Source organism: Serratia sp. TSA_7 (assembly GCF_052692135.1).
On the sequence record NZ_JBQZFU010000012.1, the window covers coordinates 38,353 to 62,832 of the forward strand.

Sequence of the window (24,480 nt, forward strand, 5' to 3'; positions counted from 1 at the left end):
CATCCCAAAATCCCCCCAAAGCCCCCACCCCAACTCACCAAGCGCCCCCCTACTTCCCCGCCCCTTTAAGCCCGCGATTTAAATCCTGAATGCGTTTCATGGTTTTCATCGTGCGTGCAGAGGTGGCCGAGGCGACGGAAAGAATCAGCATTTCCAGGCACACCAATACGGTGCCGTGCAGCGGTAAGCGGCCATTCTCGCCGCCCCGGGGAACGTTGATCACGACATGCGCTTCCCCGGCAAAAAATGAGTCGCTGGCGTTGGTCAGCAAAATAATCGGGATGCCGAGGCGCTTCGCTTCGCGAAGGGTCGTCCTCCCTTCCCTGTGCGCCGATTTCTGCGCCATCATGATCAACACGTCGCCGCGCTGGAGGCTGATCAACTGTTCGGCGAGGGCAATCCCGGAGCGATTAAGCGATACCGCAGGAATGCCGATGCGATTAAACAGCCGGGCGCTGTAGTCGGCCAAAATCCCGGAGGCATTAATGCCGAATAGCGCCACCTGGCGTGCCTCAATCAGCAAGCTCACCGCTTGCGAGATGGCCTGGCGGTTGTGCGGTTCAGATAACACGTCGCAGGCGCGCTTATGCCCGCCCAACACGAAATCGATGCCGGAATTGATGTCGCAGGCCAGATCGCTCACGGTAGCGTTCATCTTTTCTTCGGAGTTGACCGCGGTGCCGAACCAGGCTTCCAGCGTGCTTTTCATGTCGCGCAAGCCGGCAAAGCCTAATGCCTGCACCGCCCGCACTACGGTGGCATCCGAGGTGCCCGTCGCTGCGGCAATCTCCATGGCGCTCGCTTCCATTACGGATTCGCGATGCTCATGGATGTAGCGCACCACCGCCTGTAATCGTGGAGAAAGGCCCGCCGCACGCGCGCGGTAACGTTCGCCAAAAACATCGACACGTTTTTTTATTTCATTTCCCGTCATCGCCATAGTCTTTACTCAATCCGTTTGTTTTTCATCGGTTTATTGACCAGGGCCATCCTGCAAATGCCGCCTCGTTCGCGCTAAATGTAGTAGCCGTCAGGCTGTGAAAATAATCACATCGCGGCCAAGCGACGGGAAGCCGTCGCCAACCCGCAACCAAAAATTCAACAAAATCACTTTAAATACATATCATTACATAAAAATAATCACCCACATAAAACGAGGCATTTTTTTGCGCATCGCTGTAGTGGCGGGTTGAATTTTCATATTTACTACTACATTGCCCTATGATTGAATGATTATCAATTACATTGAAACAAACGCATCCCTTACCCTGGCGGTTTCACTTAAAAGCAGCCGGGTTTTTATTGGCAAAAAGAAAATAACAACATCATTAACACCGGGTTTAATTAGATGAATAACAACACATTGTTTTATTTTAAACGCAGCTGCCATCCGGCCATTCTGGCCGCAATCTATGGCGCCGCGTTTTTCACCTCAGGCGCCAGCTATGCTGCATGGAACGACAATACCCTCACGGTTACCGGGCAAGCGGCAGACGAACAGGGTTACAGCGCCAGCAACAGCTCCGTTGCCGGCAAAACGCCAACCTCCAGGCTGAATGAAGCACAGTCCGTCAGCGTAGTCACCCAACAGCAGTTAGAAGATTATCAGGCCGAAAGCCTGGCCGATGCGATGCGTTTTGTCAGCGGTGTAGCCGAAGGCAACACGCTGGCAGGCACCGAAGATGGCTTTGTGCGCCGCGGTTTTGGTTCCAACTCGGACGGCTCCATTTACCGCGACGGCGTGCGCAGCAGCCAGGGGCTGAATTTCGATGCCACCACCGAGCGCGTTGAAGTGCTGAAAGGCTCGGCTTCGCTGTTGTACGGCATCCAAAACCCGGGCGGCGTGATCAACGTCGTCAGCAAAAAACCGCAGTACGACTGGCACACCCGCGTCAGCGGCCGTTACGCCAGCGAAGGCGGCGGTGCAGGCACGGTAGACGTCACCGGCCCGCTCGGCAACGGTTTTGCATTCCGGTTGATTGCCGAGAAGCAAAATCAGGATTATTGGCGCAATTTCGGCAGTGACGAACACACGCTGATCGCCCCGTCGCTGCAATGGTTCGGCGAAAAAGCCAGCTTCCTGATCAGCTACTCAGAATATCGCTACGACATTCCTTACGATCGCGGCACCGCTTTTATTGACGGCAAACCAGTCGACATCGGCTATAAAAACCGCCTGGACGACAAGGCCAACCATGCCTGGGGTCACAACAAAACGCTGAATGCCCAGTATGGCTGGCAGTTCAACGAAGACTGGAGCACCCGCCTGACGCTGGGCTGGAACCAGCGCCGCTACGACAATAACGAAGTTCGGGTGACCGGCGTCAACGCCACCACCGGCGCAGTCACGCGCCGCGCCGATGCCAACCGCGGCTTCAACCATAAAACCAAATACGTCTCCTGGGACCTGCTCGGCTCGCAGAACATCTTCGGCATGACGCACGATATCGTTCTGGGTACCGACTATGAGATGAACCAGACCTACCGTGCGCATCAATACCAGGGCAAAGCCAACAGCAGCTTTAACTTCAACGATCCGCAATACGACATCCTGTCGCCCGTGACGGACAGCAGCACGGAAAATGTCGCCAACAGCAATAACCTGAACCGCATTCACAGCCGTTCGGTGTACGCCAAAGACAGCATTTCGCTGACGCCGGACTGGATCGCCGTGTTGGGCGGGCGCTATCAGCATTACGAGCAGCGCGCCTCCAAAGGCTTCAACCCGGTGGTGGAAACGCTGGATGATGAAGGCAACAAGTTCCTGCCGCAGGCTGGGCTGATTTATAAACTGACGCCGGATGTCTCGCTTTACGGCAGCGTCAGCAAATCCTTTACGCCGTCCACCAACGTCGACGATGACGGTGACGTCGGCAAGCCGGAACAGGGCACCACCTGGGAGATGGGCAGCAAGTGGCAGGTTTCGCCGCGCCTGTTCGCCAGCGTGGCATTGTTCAATATTGACGAGCGCGACATGTCGCTCAGCATCAACGGCGCAACGCGCGCTATCAATAAAGCGCGTTCTCGCGGTGCGGAATTCGAGCTGAATGGCGAGATCTTGCCGGACTGGGAGCTGAGCGCCAATTACAGCTACACCAACGCCAAGATCATTGACGACGGCGTGAACGCCGCGAATAACGGCAATCGTCTGCAGAATGCGCCACGCCATTCAGGCGCGCTCTATCTGAGCCATAATCTGGTGATCGGCGGCATTCCGGGCGACTTCCGCGTCGGTGGCGGCGCGCGCTACGTCGGCACGCGGGCGGGCGATCCGGAGAACAGCTTCACCCTGCCGAATTATGTGGTGGCCGACAGTTTCATCGCGTGGAACAACCGCCTGTTCGGTGAGAAAACGCAGTTGAAGCTGAACCTGAACAACCTGTTTAATGAGCACTACTACACCTCCAGCGGCGGCAATCTGCGCGTGCGCGAAGGGGAAACCCGTAATCTGATGGTGCAGGCAAGCGTGGAGTTCTAAGCCGTTCCTCCCCCTTTAACCTGAAACCTGACCGAAGAAAAAGCCCGCTCGGGGCAAATCTGAGCGGGCTTTTTGTCGGGCCGTTGCCTGTGCTTGCGGCAATGCGTTACGGCGTGGCGGTGTTAGCCTCCGCCGGTGCACGCAGGCCGCGCCCCGTTAGCGTGAAATAGGAAATGACGGTAAAGGTGGTGGTGATCAGGCCGAGGATCAGATAGGCCTGATGGAACCCCACAGAGTCATACATTCTGCCCACCCAGGCGGAAAGCACCACGCCCGAAAGCTGTTTGGACAAATTAAAACCGATCAGGAACAAGGTTGCCGACACCCGGGGATCAAACACCGAAGAGATATATTTAAAGGTGCCCACCAGCAGGAACGGCAGCTCAAACATATGCAGCGTTTTCAGTAAAATCACTTCAATGCCGCTGCTGGCGAAGGACGAACCGATAATCCTCACCGACATGATGGCACCGGCCACCAGCAGCGCATTTTTGGCGCCGATGCGGTTAATGATAAACGGGGCGCAGAACATAATGCAGGCATTCAATAACTCCCCGCCGGTGGTGACGAAACCGAAGATCTCGGTGCCCCTTTGGGGCGATGAAAAGAAGCCTTTGAAAAAGTTGGCGAATTGCTGATCGAACACGTCGTAAATACTGGCGACGCCAATCACGTATAACAAGAAGGCCCAAAAGCGCGGCATTTTTAACAGTTCCAACGCCATAGCCAGCGAGAACTCGCGCTGGTTCGCCCCCAGCTTATCCATCACCTGCGCCGTCTGGTTCGGTTGCGGGCGGGATACAATCAACAAGACGGCCAGCACCACCCCGAACCCGGAGGCGATCCAGAACGTAATGTTAGGGTTAATGCTGAACAGCAGCCCGGTTATCGACGCGCAAATGGCCCAGCCCACGCAGCCGGAAACGCGAACCTTGCCGTATTCAAAACGGTTGGTGCGGCTGACGCGCTCAATATAGGCCTCCACAGCCCCCGCGCCGCCGGAGAACACAAACCCCAGGTAAAGGCCCCCCGCCAGCGCGCCGGCATAAATATTGTATTGCAGCAAAGGCGCCAGCACGTAAATAAAGAACGGCGCGAATAAAATCAAAAGAATGACAATCGCCCAGAGCAGGTGTTTGCGCAGGCCCAGCTTGTCGGAGATTAAACCGAAAGCCACCTGGAAAATAATGGCGAACAAGGCAATAAAAGAAAAAACCATCCCGGTTTCAGTTTTGGTGAGGTGATTGACATCCGAAAGCCATATCGGGAAAAAAGGGAAATACGCCGACATGATGAAATAGTAGAAAAAGAAGAAAAGCATAAAATAAATAAAGTTATGCCGTTCCTGTGCCGAGAGCTGAGTCAATTTCATAGTGTCACCTGGATTATTATTTTGTAATGGGGGAAATATACCCAAAATAATTGGAGTTGCGTCAAGGCGGCAAGGGAGCGCATCCCGATGAGCTTACTGTAGTAAGTGATTCGGGTAAGTGAGCGCAGCCAACACAGAGGCAGCTTCAAGTATGACGGGTATACCCCCCTCCACGCTTACTGATGCTTAACACTGACCTGATAACGCCACTGCGTTTCCTTTAACAACCACTCTTCATGCACGCTCGGCGTCCAGGAGTCATCGCCCCCCACGCCCATGTGCTGCGCGTCCAGGGTGATCCAGATACCGGGTTCGGCGCGCAACAGATGCCAATGGTCGACGTCCATCAACTGTTTGCTGCCGTAAGGCATGATGGAGAAATGGAATAATCCGTCGACGCGCCAGCCTCCCCAATTGAGCTTCTGGGTGTTGCAACGCAAGCCATTCTCCGTGGGGAAGACGTACGGGGTGACCATCTCGCTCAACGGCAAGCGCCAGCGTGAGAAACAAGCACTGGTTTGGCGGTCAGGGTAGTTCTCATACGGCCCCAACCCTAACCACTCCACGTCTGCCGCTGCCGGTGTGGCCTGGAAAACCATGCCGATGCGCGCCAGCGGCGGCAAGTGGCTTGCACGCTCCCCTTCGACGTTGATCTTCAGCGCGCCGTGGCCATCAATCATCATCTGCCAGTGGCTGACGATCAGCACCTCATCGCCATAGCGGTAATGGAAGGTGCTGCGGATCTCCACCCGGTCTTCGTAAGCCGCCGCCGTGCACTGGGTGCAGGCTCTCTGCATGGCATAAAGCCCGGCTTTTTTCCAGCGTTCCACCCAGGCGTTAGGGTCGATTCGTTCGACTTCACTGACCCCAATGTCGTTATCCAGCGGCGCACGAACAAACTGGTCGGTGAACGGGCTCACCAGTTTGTTTTCACCCGCCACCGTCCACTGCGTCAACAAACCGCTCTTGCGGTCGATAAACCATTGCTGTTCGCCATGCCGCACCCGATAACCCTCTTCATCAATCTGCAATTCAGGGCGAACGCCGGGTGTTGGCGCATCCGGCAACGCCAGCGCCGTCGTCAGCCGGAATTGTTGCCATGCGACGCGATGCCCGGCCGATGACCAGGCGGTGGCCTCCGGCTGGATAACTTCAAGGATCAGGGTGACATTGCGGGCATTCGCCGGCAAATCGATACGTTCCGCCAGGGTGACGACGGCATTGCCCTGTGGCGGGATGTCCAACGCCACCTCACCCGACCGCCATTCGCGCCCATCCTGTTCAATGCGCCAGTGCAGCCTTTCATTGTCGGTACGGCGGAACAGGTATTCACTGCCGACGGCCACCTCGAGCGGCGCATGGCCCACCAACGAAAACTGGAAGAACTGCTGCGCCTGTTTGGCTTCATGGAGCGAAGGGTGCGGCGTGCGGTCGGCAAACACCAGGCCGTTCAGGCAGAACTGCCGGTCATTGGGCGTGTCGTTGAAGTCGCCGCCATAGGCCGGTGCAAGCAAGCCATTCCCATCGTCTTTAAGCAGCGATTGGTCGGCCCAGTCCCAGACAAACCCGCCCTGTAGCCGCGGATACTGACGAAACGCCCGCCAGTACTTATCAAAATCCCCCAGGCTGTTGCCCATCGCGTGGGCGTATTCGCACAGTATCAGCGGGCGGTTTTCGCCCGGCATGCCGACCCATTTTTTTATCGACCATTTTGGCACCCCAGGGATGAGTTGATCTTCATCCACTCGGGCATACATCGGGCAAAGGATATCCGTGGCCGCGCTGTTGGCCCCGCCGCCTTCGTACTGAACCGGCCGTGTGGGATCGCTGCTTTTGATCCAGCGATAAAGCGCATCATGCAAACTGCCATGCCCGGACTCATTGCCCAACGACCAGATGATGATGGAAGGATGGTTGCGGTTGCACTGCACCATGCGGGTCACGCGGGCGCTGTAAGCCGGGAACCAGCTCGGATCGTCACTCAGCCGCGCCATCGGCACCATACCGTGAGTTTCGATATTGGCCTCATCCACCACGTAAAGACCGTAGCGGTCACAGAGCTCGTACCAACGGGGATTGTTGGGGTAATGCGAACAGCGCACGGCATTAAAGTTGTTCTGCTTCATCAGCAGAATATCCTGAATCATGTCCTCTTCATTGATCGCCTGGCCGCGTTGCGGGTGGTGCTCATGCCGGTTGACACCACGGATCAGCAGCGGCTTGCCGTTCACTTTCAGCAGCCCGTCCGTTATCTCTACGCGGCGAAAACCGGTGTCCGCCGCCTCGGCCTCAATCAGCTCCCCATCGGCGCCATAAAGCGCAATGACGGCGCGATAACAATGGGGTAACTCGGCACTCCATAAATCCGGAGCCTGCACCGGCAACGCAAAGGTCACCCGATCGGCATAAGCCCCCCGCTCGTCAATCGCCTCCGTGCCCAGCGGCTTGCGTTGGCCGGCGATTTTTTCGTCGCCTCGCCACAGGGATAACTCCACCTGCAGCCCCGCCGGCTGGGCTTTCCCCGCCGCGACATGCACCGAGGCCTGCAAGGTGCCGTGCCGATACTCCGTATCCAGCCCGGCGGCCAGTTGAAAATCGGTAAGATGGGTGTCCGGCTTGTGCAGCAATGACACCGAGCGGTAAATGCCGCTCATGCGCCACATGTCCTGATCCTCAAGCCAGGTCCCCGAACTCCAGCGCATCACCATCGCGCAGATACGGTTCCCACCGGCATGCAGCGCGTCGGTTAAATCGAACTCGGCCGGTAAACGGCTGTCCTGCGAATAGCCAATCCACACCCCATTGCAAAAAAGGTGGAACGCCGAGTTTACCCCGTTGAAGATGATTCGGGTTTTGCCAGCCTTCAGCCAGGCTTCAGGGATGTCAATTTCGCGCGAATAGCACCCCGTCGGGTTCTCCTGCGGCACAAAAGGCGGCTCGGTCGAGATCGGGTAGCGGACGTTGGTGTAGATAGGCGCATCATAGCCGTCCATCTGCCAGTTGGAAGGTACAGTTACCGGCCGGCTATCCGGGCCATCCGCCACTAACCAGTGCGGGTCCGCCGCCTCGGGGCGGTTCAGATAAACAAACTGCCATTCGCCATCCAGCGAAATGCGCCGATCGGAACGCCGGTTATCCCTGGCCTCTTCAAGCGCGCGCCAGCTGCGAAATTGCGGGTGGGCGGGCAATCTGTTGAGGTGGGTGACGGCCGGGTTCTGCCAGTCCTGCCGGGCCAGCACCTGAGGGAGAACGCTGTCCGGCGGGTTATCGTTTACCGAATAAAAAGGCTGCTTCATAACAATCCTTACCTGCTGTCATAGGGATGTATAGCGCTATACATTTTAAAGCGAGTAAATACGATACACGCCCTGGCGGGCAATAAATTTGGTGGGTATATTTGAGGTCAATCACGCTATTTGTCGATTGTTTCCTATAATGTATTGCGCATGACATAAAATGTTTTTTTAATACATTTTCAGACAAAAGGGCACATTGCGGGCTAAATAACTGCGTTTAATACCGCGACACCCAAACTTGAGACGGGTGGGAGCATGCAGGTTAGCCGACCGTTGGCGCATGGACGCGCGATACGAGCCTCGATGGGCGGATTCACGGCGTGTCGGCGCTCTGCATGTTCCTCACCGGTAGCACTATTTAACGCCGCGCGTTATTGCGAGATTGAATTGATGAATAAACGGCAGGCAACGTTGGAAGACGTGGCAAAAGAGGCGGGAGTTTCCCAGCAAACCGTGTCGCGGGTGTTGAACAACCCGGATGTCGTCTCCGAGCGCACGCGCAATAAGGTGCTGGGCGCGATGAATACGCTCAATTACGTGCCTAACCGCTCCGCACAGATCCTGGCCGGCAAAACCTTGCCGACGTTTGGCCTGATCACCACCTCCCTTGCGCTGCACGCCCCTTCGCAAATCGCCTCATCGTTCAAGCACCATGCGGAATTGGTGGGGTATCAGGTGGCGATATCGATGTTGAAAACCGGGCAGTTGAACGTCCTGCAGTCGGCGCTGAATGAATTTCGGGCGCAGAAGATCAACAGCGTGGTCATGAGCCTGCCGCTGGAAAAAGCGGATGCGGAAACCCTGGCGCGGGATAACCCGGACATACAGCAACTGTTTCTGGACGTGCCGCCCGCCGCAGAGGTCTGCCACCTTGGCTTTCTTCACAGCGACGGCACCGCCAGCAGCGTCGACCTGCTTCTGGAACTGGGGCACCGGAAATTCGGTTTGCTGGCCGGGCCGGAAAGCTCCATTTCGGCACGGCTGCGCCTGGCCTGTTGGCGCGACACCCTGTATCAGGCGGGCATTGCGGAGACGGATACCGAGTACGGCGACTGGAGCGCCAACAGCGGCTGGGTAAAAACCATGGAATTATTCGGCAGGCACCCGGATATCACGGCGATGCTGGTCGCCAGCGACCAGATGGCGTTAGGGGTCATCAGCGCGTTGCGGCAACTCAACAAGCGCATACCGCAAGACGTGTCCGTGATTGGCTATGACGATACCCCCGACAGCCAGTATTTCCACCCGGCTCTGACCACGGTGAGGCAGGACTTTGATCTGATAGGTAAACGTGCGGTCACCCATTTGTTGAGTATGGCGAATCAGCCGCAAGAGGCGTTTAACGATCTGTTGCCGACCACCCTGGTTATCCGGCAATCCACCGGCAAACCTGAGGCTGCGGGTTCGGAAAACGCGCTTATCAGGCAACTGAAAGCGCTGGTGCAACAACTTTAACAAAAGAACAAAAACCGGATGCAGGTTTTTTTGCATTGCATCACGGTCCCCCGTGCGGATACCTTTGTTTATAAATTGTGATATTATTATAAATATTTCGTTAGCTTTCAGGGGATATTATGACAACTAAAAAACAAATAATAATGAATGTCGCGGCGGAGTTATTTAATAAAGAAGGTTATCAAGCGGTGGGTATTGACAAGATAATTACCGAGGCGGGTATTTCCAAGCTGACGCTGTACCGCAACTTCGCTTCAAAAGATCAGTTAATCATTGAGGTATTAACCCAGCGCAAAGACGATTTCATAAAAAATATCACGGAGGTGATTGAAAACAATCTCACGCCGAAAGATAAACTCTTTTCATTATTCAATTTTTATCACACCTGGTTTAAAGACAAAAGCTTTCGCGGTTGTATGTTTACCAACTCATTGCTTGAGTTTGGCAACAAATCAAAAGAAATCTCCAGTATCAATAAAGAGATGAAAGACGCCCTGGTGGCGTTAATCACCGGCATTCTGTTTTCGCTGGTTAAAAAAGAACGAGCGCAACGCATCGCTTTCACCTTTGTCATACTGCTGGACGGCGCAATCATCTCGGAACTGACCTACGCCGACCACAGTGAATACTCGCCGGCACTGATCGCCTGGGCAACGGCCAAAACCATCCTCGAAGCCGAAAACATCGTACTTTAACCTCCGCAACCTCCGCGCCCCCAATTTCGCACCTATGCCGCAGCAATGCGGCATTTTTATTGCCAGCCAATCCTACCGCCCCATTAATAAATTAATAATAATTAATGTGTACCGATCTGTTTCATTTTACAGAAAATGTGATTTAAATCACACGAAAAAACAAAGAAAGAAAAATAAAATTACATATAAATCAATGCAGTAAACAAAAATGAAACATTTTTGAAATATTAAATTTGAAAAACCAACCTGTTTACATTAGCTTTTATATCAGCAAATTTTATGGGGGTAAATGATGGATAGTTTAGATTTGGTAACCACTGAATTGACGCAAAGCCAACTGCTGTCCACCAGCCTGGATGAGTTCGTGGCAAGTCTGTTGCGAATGGAGGATTTGGATGCATTTTTTTGCCGTCATCCCACCCTGCCGGCAATACTCCTGGCCACCACAGAGACTGAACTGATCTCGGCCTATCACAGCACGGACATTGAGCACAGCCGCAAAGCCGTGCAAAAAACCTTATTTTGGTTGTACCAGACATTTTTAGCCGACCCGTTAACCGCAGAAAGCAAAAACCAACACCACCCTGTGATGGTCACTATCAAACGAATGATAGAAAAGAAATGGTTGGCGCATGAGACGGAGCATTTCGCCGCATTGCCCAGTGCGACGAGCCCACAACTGTTTACGGAAAGCCTGCGGAAACTCTGGTCACACCATCGCTCAGCGACGCACCCGCTCTACGAATTTTTGCAGCATGACGCGTCAAAAGCGCAAATGAACGCATTCTTCAAAAGCGATAGCGCATTGAATTTGCTGTTTTTTGATTTAATCGCCATGGCGATGGTGGGCGCACGTCTCGAGGTCCGAGGTGAGCTCAGCCGCAATATGTGGGATGAGTGCGGCGAAGGCAGCGACCACCATACTCATGTCAATTTGTACAAAGATTTGCTGATGCGCAATCACCTTGAGTTGCCGGAAGACAATTTTGCCGACACCCTGGACTGGCAAGGATTGAGCGGTTACAACCTGTTTATGTTGGGGGGCACCAACCGAGAACATTATTTCAAGCTCATCGGTGCCCTGGCCATTACGGAATTGCTGGATCCCAGCCAATACGAAAAACTGGTTTTGGGCAGTAAACGACTTGGTTTTACCGAGCGGGATCTGCGCTACTACACCGAGCATATCGGGATTGATGTGATCCATGCGGAAGGCTGGTTGCAACAAGTGATCACGCCAATTGTAGAGAAATCGCCGGCGGCAATGGCGGAAATATGGATTGGCGCGAATATGCGTCTTAACACGGTGGATAATTATTATAATCACCTGTTAAACAGCCTCATTAATTTAAAGTAAATCATTACAAAACAATAAAACGGACTCGCCTTCCTCAGTACAAAGGCAAAAATGATTACTCAGCGATTGCAGGTGCCTTTAACTATTCTCGTCATCCTTCACTATGACAAGCGCAGTCATTGGGTCTTATGCTTGCTTTGATTATTCTGATTAGTACCTGACATTTTCACTATGAAGAGCCATTGAACCATCACTGTATATCAATGTTAATTGAGGTAATGCTATGAGAAAAACATCGGCTTTAAAGAATATACTGCAAAAGAAAGAACTCTCTTTCCTGATGGAGGCCCATAATGCCATGAGCGCTAAAATAGCCGAAGAAAGCGGCTTTGAGGCATTATGGGCTTCCGGGCTATCTATTTCCGCCTCTATGGGGCTTAGCGACAGAAATGAAGCGTCCTGGACTCAGGTGATGGACGTTGTCGATTTTATGGTGGATAACACCGCCATCCCTATTTTATTAGATGGGGACACTGGCTTTGGCAACTTTAATAATGTCCGCCGCTTGGTTAAAAAACTGTCTCAGCGAGGCGTCGCCGGCGTGTGTCTGGAAGACAAATTATTCCCTAAAATAAACTCTTTTATTGGCGCAGGGCAGGATCTGGCTTCCATCAGTGAATTTTGCGGCAAAATACAAGCGGCGAAAGACAGCCAGTTGGACAGCGATTTTTGCGTGGTTGCCCGTGTGGAAGCGCTTATCAGCGGCTGCCCCATGGAAGAAGCGTTGAAACGCGCCGACGCCTACGCCAGTGCGGGAGCCGATGCAGTATTAATTCACTCCAAACAATCTGACGGTGCGGAGATCATGGACTTTTGCCGCCAATGGCAAAATGATTGCCCGATCGTTATCGTACCGACGAAATACTATAACACCGCTACCGATGCGTTCCGTGAAGTCGGTGTATCCACGGTTATCTGGGCTAATCATAGCCTGCGTGCTTCCATCGCCGCCATGCGCGCTATTACCCGAAATATTCGCCAACATAATAGCGTTGCACAGATTGAACGTGAAATTGCCTCTTTGGACGATGTGTTCAAACTCACCAACGAATATGAAGTACAACTGGCCGAACAAAAATACTTAACCCTTTAACGCGACAGTCAGCCGGTTTTTCTATTCATTCGTGAGGAAATGGTTAGATGATTAACGTCCGCGATTTTGTTAATGCATTGATTGAGCAAGGTACACACTATTTTACCGGTGTCCCCTGCTCTTATTTAACCCCGCTGATCAATGAAGTTATTGCTCGCGATGAAACCCACTACGTACTGGCCTCAAACGAGGGTGAGGCGCTGTCTCTGGCCTCCGGACTTTGGCTTGCCAATAAAACGGCCGTTGTCCTGTGTCAGAATTCCGGGTTGGGTAATCTGATAAACCCACTGACATCGCTTAACGAGCCTTTCTCGATTCCGGTCTTGTTGTTGGTGACCTGGCGTGGCCAGCCCGGTACCAAAGATGAACCGCAACACAGGTTGATGGGCGAGATCACGCCCGAATTGCTGAGTCTGGCTGGGGTCGAGTGGGCCGTACTGCCCGACGACGAAACCGGAGCCTTGGCCAGCCTGCAGCACGCCTGCAATTATATTCAGGCAGAGCAGCGCCCTTATGCATTGGTTCTGACCGGCAATCAGTTTTGCGCCGCGCAATCTCCAATGCCTGAGCCGCAAACGGCGTATCCGCGCCGTGAAGAGGCGTTGGAGACGTTGCTGGCTCACGTTAATCCCGATGGCGTGATCATCGCTACGACCGGCAAAACCGGCCGAGAACTGTTTACGTTATCTGACCGCCCTGAACATTTTTATTGCGTCGGGTCGATGGGCTACGCCAGCGCAATCGCTCACGGCATTGCCTTGGGCTGCGCCAGCTTGCCGGTCTACGTGATCGACGGGGATGGCGCTGCGCTGATGCATCTGGGAAATTTTGCCGGCATCGGCGCCAGCAAGCCCGACAACCTGATACATATTATTTTGGATAACGGCAGCTATGACTCGACGGGAGCCCAACCCACCGCGTCCCCTGGCGTGGATTTTGTCGCCATGGCCTATGCGGCCGGCTATGCCCACGCACAGCATTGCAACGATTCGGACAGCTTCGCCAAAGCACTGCGTCAAACGGATATTGCCGGCCCCCGGCTGTTGCATGTTCCGATCGGCATCGGGTCGATGGCGCAGTTGGGCCGCCCGACGCTGTCGCCTTATAACGTCGCGCGCCGTCTGCAATCCCATCTGAAAACGATAGACCCCGCTTCACCGTTCGAAAAAACCATGGCAAATACCGTGCAGCTTCCCGAGGGGGGCCGCATTTCTCACTCAATCCCTACAACCGAGAACGGACTCATGAACATTCATGATACTACCCAACCGAACGCCCTCAATGCTGTTCTGACGGGCATGGATATTTATGCCTCAAAAGCCATTTCGCTGAAAGCGAAGGCCGATCCCTCCATTGCAAACCTGAGTTTTGGCGAGCCGGTTTTCGGTCCTCCAGAGCATCTGCTGAAGGCGATAGAACAGGAGGATTTGTCATTGTCGGCGTTTATGGACGCCTCAAAACGCTACGAGGATCCCCGAGGGAGCCTGGCTCTGCGTCAGGCAATTGCCGCCTGGTATCGCGATCGCTACGGCCTGCATTTCGATCCTGAGCGTGAAATCATGGTGACGCACGGTGGCGTGGAAGCCATCACGCTGGCTCTGCTTGTCACGACGTCGGCACAGGATAAAGTCGCCATCAGCGATCCCTCCTATATGCTCTATGCCCGCACGCTGAAGACGCTGGAACGCACTCCGCTGCGGATAACGCGCCCTGCCGGCAACCATGAGTATGCGGAAATGCTGGCGCAGGACGGCGCGCTGGAAGGGGTGAAGGCGATGATTGTCAACTCCCCGGAAAACCCGACCGGCTATGTCGCCAGCCCACAGGATTGGGCGGTGATTGGGGCACGCGCCGAGCGCAGCGGTTGCTGGATCATTCATGACGAAGTGTACGATGCCATGCACTTTGAACGCCCGCACCAGCCGGCGCGCGCCATCGCCTCCCTGGCCAACAACTCCATTATTATCAACAGTTTTTCAAAAAAATTCGGTCTACCTGGCCTGCGTATCGGCTGGATGATAGCCCCGCCGCAGGTTATCGAACAGGCTGCCAAAGCGCATGATTACCTCTATCTGGGCGTCAATATCCAATACGAGCGCATCGCACAGCGTTTGCTTAACGATGACGGCAAATTTGCCTGGCTGGAGGAAATGTCCTCCAACATCGCTCAGCGCTGTCATACCGCGCTGAATACTCTGACGGAAGAACGCGGGTATCGCTGGCCACGTAAACCGCTCGGTGCCATGTTCCTGTTCCCGGAAGTGAGCGGCGTCTACCAACGGATGCCTGAAAAATACCGACAACCGGGCCAGCATATCGGCGACGCCGTAGCGAATTACCTTTTGGAAGAACGCGGTGTTGCCGTTGTCCCCGGCTCGGTTTATGGCCCGCAGGGCAATAACCACATCCGGCTGGTGCTCTGCATGCCGGACGACGTTTTCAACCTGGCCATGAAACGCATGGTGTAACCCTGGATACACGGCGGCCGCCGCTGAGTGGCCGCCAAACGGATAAGGAGAAAGTGATGAACGCCTCACGTAACCATTTTCAACAGCAGGGTTTTGTCCATCTGGAAAAATCGCGGGCCAACCTCAATCTGAGCCGTATCGAATCCGCGCTGGCCGAAATCAGCCAACGCGCGCTATCGGCCTCAACCGACAACGTGCCGGGCCTGGTGGTGGTCACCGAAGCCGGCAATGCCGAACAACTGTGCCGTATCGAGTACCTTGCCGGCAGTTCGCCTTATTACGCGCAAGAACTGGTGCCCTGTCTGGCGCAATTGATAGAGCAGCACCTTGGCCAACCCGTCAACCTGTTCAAAGACAAATGCAATTTTAAACATCCCGGCGGTGGCGCGTTCACGCCCCATCAGGATATTACGGCCTATCGTCATTTCGCCTCAAATTACCAGGTGACCGCTGCCGTGCTGCTCGATGCCGCCGTGGAAGAAAACGGAGCGTTGGAAATCGCCACCCACTGGGACCTGACGCCAAAGGGCGCGCAACTGGTGAATACACCCCGAGGGATCCTGCCCCAGTTACCCAGCTATCAGGGGGGGCCGCGCAACGGGGATATCGACGACAGTCTCTGCGCAACCATGCGCTGGCAAAGGATCGATGCCGCCCCCGGCGACGTGATCTTGTTCGACTCCTATATTCCCCATCGCTCCAGCGAAAACCGCTCGTCCTCGACCCGGCGCATCCTGTTCTTTACTTTCAATCTGGCTAGCGAGGGGGATTTTTACCACCACTACTACCGGAGTAAATGGGCCACGCCGGACAATCCCATCTTTCACGTTTCCACCCCGACCTTGCATAGCGCCCGGCAAACCAACGCCGGCACAGTGCCTCAATCCCGTTGAACGGTGACAACGATGCAATCACAGGAATTTCGTTTATTCACTCCCGGCCCGCTGAATACCTCGGCGCAAGTGCGCCAGGCCGCCGGCAGAGATTTAGGGTCGCGCAGCCCGGTCGCCATCCACTTGAGCGCCCGGTTGCGTGAGGACATCGTGGATATCGCGGGATGCGACGCGAGTTGGAGCGCAGTACCCTTATCAGGCAGCGGCACTTTTGCCGTCGAAGCGATGCTTTGTTCTCTGCCGGCGGCAGATGACCACTTGCTGATTATCGAAAATGGCGTCTACAGCGCCCGTATGGTGGACATTTGCCGCATCCACGCGATCCCGCATTCGGTGCTGACGTTGCCGCCACATCAGGGTTTTGACCTGGCGCAGGTTGAACTGGCCCTGAAGCAAACGCCTTTGGTTACCCACATCGCCGCCGTTCATTTCGAAACGGCGCTCGGCGTGATCAATGATATTGATGGCCTGACGCAGTTGGCGAACAGGTACGGCTGCCAGTTGCTGATCGACGCCATCAGTACCTTTGGCGTACTGCCGTTGGACTACAGCGCGCCATCGCTTTCCGCCGTCGCGCTTTCGGCCAATAAGTGCCTGCATGGGCTACCCGGCATCGCCTTCGTTTTAGTGCGAAAGGCCGTGCTGGCAACCCACGTCGCCCCACGCACGCTGAGCCTGGATCTCAGGGCGCAGGCCAACGCGTTGGATGGCAATGGGCAGTGGCGTTTCACGCCGCCGCTGCAAATTATGCTGGCCCTGAAACAAGCTATTGACGAGTACCGTCAACAGGGCGGCAGGCGCGCGCGTCACCGTGCGTATTCTCAACGTATGGCGCATCTGCTCGACGGTATGGCGCGTTTGGGTTTCACCCCGATAATTCAACCGCAGTTCTGCGCCCCGTTGATTGTCACGCTGGCGCCGAACCCGGGAATCCAGTGCGAAATCGACAAGCTGAACGACTTTTTATTCCAGCGCGGATTGGTGATTTACCCCACCAAACACTGGGCAGTAAATTCATTCCGCATTGGGGTTATGGGGGAACTCGACATCCAGGATATCGATGATTTGCTGGCGGCGTTCGCTGAATTTACCGCACAGGCCGCCCCCGGAACCCTGCAACCAAATCCACTTTCGCTAAGGCCCGCACTATGAGTTATCACCTGTCTTGCCATCATCACTTCGCGGAAATCAACGCCCAGGCCTATGCCGACTTGTGGATGGACTGCAGGCAACCGGCCTTTTATCACCCTGATCTGCTGACGGCGGCAGAACGTCACCCCATGTTGCCGACGCTAGCCACGCATTACCTGGCGGCATGGCGAGGAGAGCGGCTTGACGCGTTGTTGGTGGTCTACCAGCAATCGCAACCCGATCCCTTCGGTACGTTGGCAAAAAGTACCGGTTTTCATTTTGCCGCCCCCGTCGGCGGGCTCTTGGGGCATATAGCCCATTGCTACGACACGCAAATCCTGCATCGGCCGGGTTCGGAAGACGCGGCGCAACGCTTGATGACCGAGCTCATTGCGCTAGCCGACCGGCAGGGCATTCCGGGCTGCGGCCTGCTCAATCTCAGCGCAGGGCCTTCATTGAGCGCCGCAGAGCGGGCGGGTTATCGCTGCAATTTCATGCATGACCGTTTCTTTATCGATCTGATGCCCTTTGGCCGATTCGACGATTATCTGGCAGCCCTCCCGCGCGATGGCCGACAGGAGATGAAGCGCCAGTTGCGGAAATTCGACAGCGATCGCGGCAGCTACCGCGTGCTTTCGGGCCGAGACGCCGATCTTGCCGCCGCGGTCAAACTTTGCCACGCCACCAGCTCCCGAAACGGTACGCCGCACTATTATCCGATAACGACGTTTCTCCATTTTCTGGAAACTTGCGGCGAGCTGATTACCGTGGTCCAGGTTGAACATGAAGGCCAGTTGGTGGCCGCCGTCATCTGCCTGAACGACCCGCAATGCCTGCACCTTTGGGCCGGGGGCGTCGACTATCGGCTTTCGAGCTTCAGCCCTTACACCGTCATGATCGCAGCCAGCGTGCAGTATGCGTTCTCGCAAGGTATCCGCCGGATTGAGGCAGGCAGGACCAATGCCCGGATTAAAGCGCGTTTGGGTTGCCAATCTCAGCCGCTGTATTCGGCCCTCTACCCATTGGAGGTGGCCTGACATGCCTGTGACCTCGGCCTCCCCGCCCCATCAGAAGCCCTCGGCGCAGCTGGCGCGCGGGCAATTGCTGACCTTGCTGTATATTGCCCTCACGTCCGCCTCACAGGTATTTTTAAGCCATGTCGGCGGCGGCATACCGATCGAGATCAGCCTGTTCTATATGGCTCTGGCGGCCTGCGTGGTGTTTAACCTGTGGGAGTTCCGTCGCCTGCGGCACAATCACCGCGCGCTGCGCCGCCATTGGCGCATGTGGCTCATGCTTTCCGTCGCCTTTGTGCTGAACTGGATATTCTCTTATTACAGCGTGACGCACGCCTCAGCCGATTTTTTCATCGGCGTATTTTTCCTTTCTTCGGCACTGTGCAGTTGCCTGCGAGAAAAGCGCTGGTTGAAGTCACTGTTCATCCTGATGGCAATCCTGTGCATTCATGCGCTCTCGGCCTTCCCGTTGCGGGTGCTTTGCACCTCAATGTTAGCGGGGGCCATGATGTATCTTTACTACGTCAGCTCGCTGCGTTTCAGCCGGCAGAGCGGGCTTGGCCCGGTCTCGGTCGTTTCTTTGCGCTGCTATATGCTGCTGGCCTGCAGCGCCGCTTACCTGTTCGCGCATCACGAGTTCGGCGCGTTGTGGGTAGCCCCGGAAACCTTGCGCAACCTGTTGATCCTTATCGTCGCCAATATGGTTTTACCTTCTTTTTTGTCGCAGACCTGCCTGCAGTGGGTCGGCGTCACCCTGTTTACCTTTATGAATTCGTTGATACCGGTGCTGGCCTTCGTGATGCAGTCGCTGGTCAGCGGCCAATGGCAAACCGGTATGTTGATCGCCGTAACCCTCACTACGCTGATGCTCAATTACGATCGCTTGATTTTGCTGGCGCGTAGCCTTATCGCAGTAAACCCTCAGTCAATGGATCAGGAATAAGAGGAATACCATGCCTGCCATCAATGCGTATTTGGAACACCTGAACCCGCTCTCATCAAAGACGGTCTCTCAACGGGCGAAAGCAAACCCTGCGATCCTCAATCTCAGTATGGGAGAACCCGATTTTGGTCCGCCCGCCGCGTTGGTTGACGTGATCTGCCGAGAGGACCTCAACAAAGAACGGTTTCTGGATGCGGTCAAGCGCTATGAACACTCACGCGGCTCGCTGTCGCTGCGCAGAGCGATAGCGGCGTGGTATCGGCGTCGTTACGCTATCGATATCGATCCCGAAAGCGAAATCATGGTGACTCATGGGGGGATTGAAGCACTCAATCTGGCGTTGCAGGCGTTGACCAATCCTGGCGACGGCATCCTGCTGGCGGCACCGGCCTACACCCTTTATCAACGTGCCATTCACTTGTTGAACCGTAAAAGCCATCCGCTGCCCCGCCCTGAAGGCGAAAACGAATATGCGGCGGCGCTGGCGGCAAATACCCACGCTTCGGCGCGTGCCGTGCTGATCAACTCCCCGGAGAACCCTACCGGCTACGTCATGAGTGACGCGGATTGGCAAGCGCTCGCCGATGACTCTCACAAAGGCGATCGCTGGATCATCCATGATGAAGTCTACGACACCCTGGCTTTCACCCGCCCTCACCTTAACGCCTGGTGCATTCCGGCCCTTCGCGAACGTAGCGTGCTGATTAACAGTTGCTCAAAAAAGTTTGGCATTCCCGGCTTGCGCACAGGTTGGCTGATTGGGCCGGCCAAGGTGATTGAAGCCGCCAGCAGGGTCCACGAAAGCCTGTGTCTGGGCGTGAGTATTCTTGGCGAACCTATCGCCGAACGGCTGCTGAGCACCCCCGAGGTAGACGACTGGATGCAACAACAGCAGGACATTCTGGCGGCCCGCAACCGTTACGCGCTTTCGGCGTTGGGCGAGACGCAGGGCTTCCGTTGGTCACGCCGCCCCATGGGGGGAATGTTCCTGTTCCCTGACGTTTCCGCACTCTATCCGGCCTTACCCACCCGCTGGCGCGATTTTTCGCCTGATGCCGGCAGCGCAGTCGCGGAATATCTTCTGGTGGAACGGCAAGTCGCCACGGTGCCGGGAATCGTTTACGGCGTTGAAAGCCGACAACACTTGCGATTGACCAATTGCGCCAGCGAGCAGGTTTTCAATCAGGCCATCGCGCGTCTTTCATCATTGGAACTGGGAGGTAAGGGTGATTAAAAATACGCTTGATCAACAGGTTATGGACTTCTACTCCTCGCAGGGCAGCGCCGAGTCCGCTGACGCCTTTTCCCAGGCATTGCTCAAGGTACACCCCGGCGACTGGCGCGCCACCTTTCCGCCTGCGGTGTTCCCGCCCGGCCATCTGACAAGCATCGGTGCCGACGCCGCGCGGCTGCTGGCCATCGTTTTCAGCCTGCCGGAGCGCCTGTTCGGCGGGGATTATTCGCGCTTTCTGGCCGCGCAGTGCCTCACGCCGCAACAGCATGAAGACATACTGGCCTTCTGCACGCCGCACGTATTAGCGCGCGCACGGCTGTTTGCCAGGCCGGACGCACTGCTGACCCACGAAGGCTTCAAACTGGTTGAAATGAACGTGACGCCTTCACTCGGCGGGCTGGGCATCTGCGATCGTTATGTCACGACCTTGCAGGACCATGCGCTCAGCCATCGGCTGCAGGCAGCGGGAATTACCCTCCATGCGCCGGACATGGGGCGCCTCTGGGCCGAAACATTGCACCGCCACCGCACGCCGCTGGCGGACGAACGCACCCCGGTTATGTTGGAATTGCTGGACGATCCGGACGAGATCCCGGAGGACAATTTTGGCTGGCCCGACTTTGGCCATATCGCCCGCCGCGGCGGTTTTCGACTCTTGACCGGCAAACCGGCGGACGTCCGTTTCACCCCAACGGGCGTCTATGCTTTCGGCGTAAAAATCGACATCGTTTTTACCGATTTGGTGTACGCCGAACAGCTGCAATACAACATCGACAACGCGTTTATTGCAGCGCTGGTCGCGGCGGAAAATCAGGGCCAGATAGACCTGTTCAGCGTACCGGCCAGCTGTGCGGTTTACGACAACAAAGCAAACCTGGCCCTTCTCACCGATCCCGATTATGCCCACCTGTTCACTGAGCAAGAGCGCGCACTGATCGATGCCCACATTCCCCCCACCTTTATTTTAACGCCGGGCAATTTGGCCAGAGCGATACGCGAACAGAGCAATCTGGTTTTAAAACCGGGGCTGGGCCTGTGCGGTTACCAGGTGATGTTTGGCAGACAGATGTCGGCTCCGCAATGGCGTGCGCAGTTGGAACGGCAACTGACGGAAGGCGGTTCTTTTGTCCTGCAGGACATTGTTGACGACATATGGACGTACACCCTGCCGCATCAACAGAACAATCCAAGAATGGTATGCATTGGCCCGATCGTCATCGATGGTCGTTACACCGGCACCTTCTCGCGCGATGAGGCTTATCACGGTAAAGCGATCGTTGTTAACCATGCGCAAGGCGCAAGCTGGTCAACCGGTCTGGAACGCGCCGAGTAACCCCCGGCCTGCCACCCGGCGGCTGTTTTACACAAGGAGATTGAAAATGCGTCTTGCATGTTTAATGGCAGGTTCCAGCAGCAGACTACTGCCACTGACCACATCCCGGCATAAAGCCAGCCTGATGCTTGGAAAACGACGAATGGTGGATTACCAACTCGAATCCTTCGACCGCGCCGGCATCGGGCATAAAACCTTTGTTCTGGGGCACGGTGCCACGGAGGTCGCGCAGATTCTGTTTGAATCATTGGGGGGCAGCCATTTTATTGTCTCGCACAATCCACAGTTCAAATCCCGCAATCTGGACTGGAGCGCCTGGCTGGCCCTCAGTCAACACCCTGGGCCGGTGATTTACTATGAAGGCGACCTGCTTATCCCGCCATCGTTGCTCAAGCAGGTAATAGACAACCCGGCCGAAATTTGCATTGCGGTGGATTCCGACAGCAAAAATCCCAGTATCGATACGCTGGTTATCGCCCCCAATGGCAAGGTTGAACATTTGTTGTTTATTGAGCATGGGACGGCAAAAAGCCAACCGGGTGATGGTGCCATCGGCGAATTTATCTGCTTCGTCAAATTGGGCGAAGCGGCACGGCAGTTTATCGTCGATGCGCTGAGTACCTTGCCGTTTGAAGGGGAAATGCAGCTTTACAAAATTTTCGAACAGGCATTCTCCCGTTTTCCGACGGCCTACGTCGACGCCGGCGGCCGCCCCTGGATTGAAGTGGACAATCACAACGACCTGCAACGGGCTACCCATCTGGCCGAGGAGATCTTAACCTCATGAAAGAGCCTAACGCATTGGATCAAGTGAAACCGGCGCTGCTGAACAGCACGTTGTCCGACATCGGGGTTTACGTATCAAAAGCCATCTCGCAGGCCGCTCGTGACAATCCGGATATCATGAACATGAGCATCGGTGAACCGGCATTTGGCCCACCCGCGCATTTGCTGGCAGAGATTGCCCAGACTGATCTGACCCAGGAGGCGTTTCTTTCCTCGGCGAAACGTTATGGGCACTCGTTGGGATCCCTGGCGCTGCGTCAGGCGATCGCTGACTGGTATCTGCGCCGTTATAACCTCAAGATTAATCCTGAAACCGAGGTTTTAATCACCCACGGAGGCGTTGAAGCCGTCGCACTGGCGATTCTGTGCTGCTCGAATCCTGGGGATACGCTGGCGATCACCGATCCTTCCTATATGCTGTATGAACGCGCCCTGCTGGCTCTCGGCCGCCAGCCTCGGCGCTTTTCGCGCCCGGTCGGCGATGCCGAATTCACCGATTTGATCGACAGCGACCCGTCATTCCGAAGCCAACTCGGCGGGGCAAAAGCGGTGATTGTCAATTCCCCGGAAAACCCATCGGGGTATGTGCTGTCGGCCGAGGAATGGCAACAGCTCATGCGCTGCGCAGAACGCAGCGGCGCCTGGATTATTCACGATGAAGTCTATGACAGCATGGCATTTAACCGCCCGCATTACCCTGCACGCAGCTTTGATCCCTTGGCGAGCAGGACGGTTCTGGCCAACAGTTTTTCCAAAAAATTCGGCATTCCCGGCCTGCGCATTGGCTGGTTGGTCGGAAGCGCCGAATTTATCGCCACGGCCAGCAAAACCCACGACTACCTGGTGCTTGGCGTTAACCGCCAATATGAACAGATTGCCCTGCGCATACTCCAGGACGCACAGACCGACGATTGGCTGGCGGACCAGCAAAAAATGCTTCACTCGCGAATACGCCTGGCAAAACAGCGGTTAACGCCAACGCTGGGGTTCAGTTGGCCACGTTCGCCGATGGGGGGAATGTTTTTGTTTCCCTGCGTCAGAGGGCTCTATCAACGTTTGCCACCGGCACAACGGCAACGCTTCGCCACCGTGGGCGAGAGCGTCGCGGATTACTTATTGCAGGTTGCACGCGTCGCCACGGTCCCCGGCATTATTTACGGGCAAAGCTGCGCCGACCATATCAGGATCGTCTTGTGCTGTGATGAACCGACGTTCCACACCGCGCTTGAGCGATTGGCTAATTGCCACCACGCCACGCTCGCTCAAAAACTGGAACTGCCATGATGTCAAAACGACGCTACTGGCTGATGCCCGGTAAATATATAGATGGCGCGAATCTGGTAACCGCGATCAATGTTCTTGCGGGGATCGTAGCGCTGATGCTGGTTTTAGCCCACCGCGCGGAGTGGGCGATCCTGTTGGTGTTTATCGCTATTTTGCTCGATCATCTTGATGGATATCTGGCCCGGCGTTTTTATGCTCATCAGCAAGAGAAGCGGGCATTTGGCAAACAGTTCGATACATTGGCCGATATGCTGAATTTCAATGTGGTTACCGCCGTATTGCTGTTCCAGCAGTTTGCCTATACCCCCCTTCTGACCGGCGTTATTTCGGCCTCTATCGTCCTGTTTGGCTGCGTGCGCCTGTCGCACTTCACCCTGCAGACAGGATCGGGGGATGAGAGCGCTTATGGCCTGCAAACGCCTTATGCCGCTTTTATTATCATCAATATGCTGTTGCTGAACACGGCCGGTTATTTGCCCGGCGGCCTGGTGCTGCTCATTACGGCCATCATTTCCATTTTGCAAATAACCTGCGTTCCCATTCGTATGCCCAACGCCACTTTCTGCGTCACGGCTCTCAGCGTGCTGTTCTTTATCAATCTGTTGCTCTGTGGTTTCCCAAATTAGTTGCTATTTTATTCCAAGGA

The 24,480-nt window shown here is 55.4% G+C and carries 18 protein-coding genes; 15 read left to right on the forward strand and 3 right to left on the reverse strand.

Going from position 1 to position 24,480, the window contains the following annotated elements:
• Window positions 1-49: 49 nt before the first annotated feature.
• Window positions 50-934, reverse strand: coding sequence for a MurR/RpiR family transcriptional regulator (locus ACUTQW_RS23580; RefSeq protein WP_445654978.1), 885 nt, complete (start codon window positions 932-934; stop codon window positions 50-52).
• Between the two features lie 414 nt (window positions 935-1,348).
• Here ACUTQW_RS23580 and ACUTQW_RS23585 point away from each other — a divergent pair, with 414 nt between their 5' ends.
• Window positions 1,349-3,478, forward strand: coding sequence for a TonB-dependent siderophore receptor (locus tag ACUTQW_RS23585; protein WP_445654979.1), 2,130 nt, complete (start codon window positions 1,349-1,351; stop codon window positions 3,476-3,478).
• Window positions 3,479-3,584: 106 nt separating this feature from the next.
• Here the strand turns inward: ACUTQW_RS23585 and ACUTQW_RS23590 are convergent, their stop codons facing one another.
• Window positions 3,585-4,850: an MFS transporter gene (locus ACUTQW_RS23590; protein ID WP_004946661.1), complete on the reverse strand. Its 1,266-nt coding sequence runs from the start codon at window positions 4,848-4,850 to the stop codon at window positions 3,585-3,587.
• 176 nt (window positions 4,851-5,026) lie between these two features.
• A complete protein-coding gene (locus ACUTQW_RS23595; protein WP_445654980.1) occupies window positions 5,027-8,146 on the reverse strand; it encodes a beta-galactosidase in 3,120 nt (1,039 codons plus the stop codon).
• Window positions 8,147-8,536: 390 nt separating this feature from the next.
• Between ACUTQW_RS23595 and ACUTQW_RS23600 the strand changes: the two genes are divergently transcribed.
• The 14 genes from ACUTQW_RS23600 (at window position 8,537) to ACUTQW_RS23665 (ending at window position 24,460) form a co-directional block, all read left to right on the forward strand.
• Complete coding sequence (locus ACUTQW_RS23600) at window positions 8,537-9,601, forward strand: LacI family DNA-binding transcriptional regulator (protein ID WP_445654981.1); 1,065 nt, start codon at window positions 8,537-8,539, stop codon at window positions 9,599-9,601.
• Between the two features lie 119 nt (window positions 9,602-9,720).
• Complete coding sequence (locus ACUTQW_RS23605; RefSeq protein WP_004946673.1) at window positions 9,721-10,296, forward strand: TetR/AcrR family transcriptional regulator; 576 nt, start codon at window positions 9,721-9,723, stop codon at window positions 10,294-10,296.
• A gap of 289 nt (window positions 10,297-10,585) precedes the next feature.
• Window positions 10,586-11,653 carry an iron-containing redox enzyme family protein gene (locus ACUTQW_RS23610; RefSeq protein WP_052329003.1) on the forward strand — a complete coding sequence of 356 codons (1,068 nt, stop codon included), beginning with the start codon at window positions 10,586-10,588 and terminating at the stop codon, window positions 11,651-11,653.
• Between the two features lie 223 nt (window positions 11,654-11,876).
• Window positions 11,877-12,746, forward strand: coding sequence for a phosphoenolpyruvate mutase (gene aepX / locus ACUTQW_RS23615; protein ID WP_004946681.1), 870 nt, complete (start codon window positions 11,877-11,879; stop codon window positions 12,744-12,746).
• 47 nt (window positions 12,747-12,793) lie between these two features.
• Window positions 12,794-15,214, forward strand: coding sequence for a phosphonopyruvate decarboxylase (gene aepY, locus ACUTQW_RS23620; RefSeq protein WP_445654982.1), 2,421 nt, complete (start codon window positions 12,794-12,796; stop codon window positions 15,212-15,214).
• Between the two features lie 56 nt (window positions 15,215-15,270).
• Window positions 15,271-16,107, forward strand: coding sequence for a phytanoyl-CoA dioxygenase family protein (locus tag ACUTQW_RS23625; RefSeq protein ID WP_020439382.1), 837 nt, complete (start codon window positions 15,271-15,273; stop codon window positions 16,105-16,107).
• Window positions 16,108-16,119: 12 nt separating this feature from the next.
• Window positions 16,120-17,259: a 2-aminoethylphosphonate--pyruvate transaminase gene (locus ACUTQW_RS23630; RefSeq protein ID WP_037433198.1), complete on the forward strand. Its 1,140-nt coding sequence runs from the start codon at window positions 16,120-16,122 to the stop codon at window positions 17,257-17,259.
• Window positions 17,256-18,275 (forward strand): GNAT family N-acetyltransferase, encoded by a 1,020-nt coding sequence (locus tag ACUTQW_RS23635; RefSeq protein ID WP_037433200.1) that lies wholly within the window; start codon window positions 17,256-17,258, stop codon window positions 18,273-18,275. Before ACUTQW_RS23630 ends, ACUTQW_RS23635 begins: the two co-directional genes overlap by 4 nt.
• A gap of 1 nt (window position 18,276) precedes the next feature.
• Window positions 18,277-19,197: a DUF3810 domain-containing protein gene (locus tag ACUTQW_RS23640; protein ID WP_166728702.1), complete on the forward strand. Its 921-nt coding sequence runs from the start codon at window positions 18,277-18,279 to the stop codon at window positions 19,195-19,197.
• 10 nt (window positions 19,198-19,207) lie between these two features.
• A complete protein-coding gene (locus ACUTQW_RS23645) occupies window positions 19,208-20,431 on the forward strand; it encodes a pyridoxal phosphate-dependent aminotransferase (protein ID WP_006326457.1) in 1,224 nt (407 codons plus the stop codon).
• The gene (locus ACUTQW_RS23650; protein ID WP_006326458.1) at window positions 20,424-21,764 is read left to right on the forward strand and encodes a hypothetical protein; all 1,341 of its coding nucleotides are present in this window, start codon (window positions 20,424-20,426) and stop codon (window positions 21,762-21,764) included. Before ACUTQW_RS23645 ends, ACUTQW_RS23650 begins: the two co-directional genes overlap by 8 nt.
• Window positions 21,765-21,828: 64 nt before the next feature.
• Window positions 21,829-22,551, forward strand: a complete 723-nt coding sequence (locus ACUTQW_RS23655) for a phosphocholine cytidylyltransferase family protein (protein ID WP_235196215.1) — start codon at window positions 21,829-21,831, stop codon at window positions 22,549-22,551.
• Complete coding sequence (locus ACUTQW_RS23660) at window positions 22,548-23,834, forward strand: pyridoxal phosphate-dependent aminotransferase (protein WP_006326462.1); 1,287 nt, start codon at window positions 22,548-22,550, stop codon at window positions 23,832-23,834. The genes ACUTQW_RS23655 and ACUTQW_RS23660 overlap by 4 nt, the downstream gene beginning before the upstream one ends.
• Window positions 23,831-24,460, forward strand: a complete 630-nt coding sequence (locus ACUTQW_RS23665) for a CDP-alcohol phosphatidyltransferase family protein (RefSeq protein WP_004946704.1) — start codon at window positions 23,831-23,833, stop codon at window positions 24,458-24,460. Before ACUTQW_RS23660 ends, ACUTQW_RS23665 begins: the two co-directional genes overlap by 4 nt.
• The last annotated feature ends 20 nt before the right edge of the window (window positions 24,461-24,480 follow it).

What these genes read in the sequence shown, in the direction of transcription:
- ACUTQW_RS23600 (WP_445654981.1), top strand. Translation starts at nt 8,537, where the DNA reads ATGAATAAACGGCAGGCAACGTTGGAAGACGTGGCAAAAGAGGCGGGA.
- ACUTQW_RS23580 (WP_445654978.1), bottom strand. Translation starts at nt 934, where the DNA reads ATGACGGGAAATGAAATAAAAAAACGTGTCGATGTTTTTGGCGAACGT.
- ACUTQW_RS23585 (WP_445654979.1), top strand. Translation starts at nt 1,349, where the DNA reads ATGAATAACAACACATTGTTTTATTTTAAACGCAGCTGCCATCCGGCC.
- ACUTQW_RS23630 (WP_037433198.1), top strand. Translation starts at nt 16,120, where the DNA reads ATGCAATCACAGGAATTTCGTTTATTCACTCCCGGCCCGCTGAATACC.
- ACUTQW_RS23595 (WP_445654980.1), bottom strand. Translation starts at nt 8,146, where the DNA reads ATGAAGCAGCCTTTTTATTCGGTAAACGATAACCCGCCGGACAGCGTT.
- ACUTQW_RS23625 (WP_020439382.1), top strand. Translation starts at nt 15,271, where the DNA reads ATGAACGCCTCACGTAACCATTTTCAACAGCAGGGTTTTGTCCATCTG.
- ACUTQW_RS23640 (WP_166728702.1), top strand. Translation starts at nt 18,277, where the DNA reads ATGCCTGTGACCTCGGCCTCCCCGCCCCATCAGAAGCCCTCGGCGCAG.
- ACUTQW_RS23605 (WP_004946673.1), top strand. Translation starts at nt 9,721, where the DNA reads ATGACAACTAAAAAACAAATAATAATGAATGTCGCGGCGGAGTTATTT.
- aepY (WP_445654982.1), top strand. Translation starts at nt 12,794, where the DNA reads ATGATTAACGTCCGCGATTTTGTTAATGCATTGATTGAGCAAGGTACA.
- ACUTQW_RS23655 (WP_235196215.1), top strand. Translation starts at nt 21,829, where the DNA reads ATGGCAGGTTCCAGCAGCAGACTACTGCCACTGACCACATCCCGGCAT.
- ACUTQW_RS23635 (WP_037433200.1), top strand. Translation starts at nt 17,256, where the DNA reads ATGAGTTATCACCTGTCTTGCCATCATCACTTCGCGGAAATCAACGCC.
- ACUTQW_RS23590 (WP_004946661.1), bottom strand. Translation starts at nt 4,850, where the DNA reads ATGAAATTGACTCAGCTCTCGGCACAGGAACGGCATAACTTTATTTAT.
- ACUTQW_RS23660 (WP_006326462.1), top strand. Translation starts at nt 22,548, where the DNA reads ATGAAAGAGCCTAACGCATTGGATCAAGTGAAACCGGCGCTGCTGAAC.
- ACUTQW_RS23665 (WP_004946704.1), top strand. Translation starts at nt 23,831, where the DNA reads ATGATGTCAAAACGACGCTACTGGCTGATGCCCGGTAAATATATAGAT.
- ACUTQW_RS23645 (WP_006326457.1), top strand. Translation starts at nt 19,208, where the DNA reads ATGCCTGCCATCAATGCGTATTTGGAACACCTGAACCCGCTCTCATCA.
- aepX (WP_004946681.1), top strand. Translation starts at nt 11,877, where the DNA reads ATGAGAAAAACATCGGCTTTAAAGAATATACTGCAAAAGAAAGAACTC.
- ACUTQW_RS23610 (WP_052329003.1), top strand. Translation starts at nt 10,586, where the DNA reads ATGATGGATAGTTTAGATTTGGTAACCACTGAATTGACGCAAAGCCAA.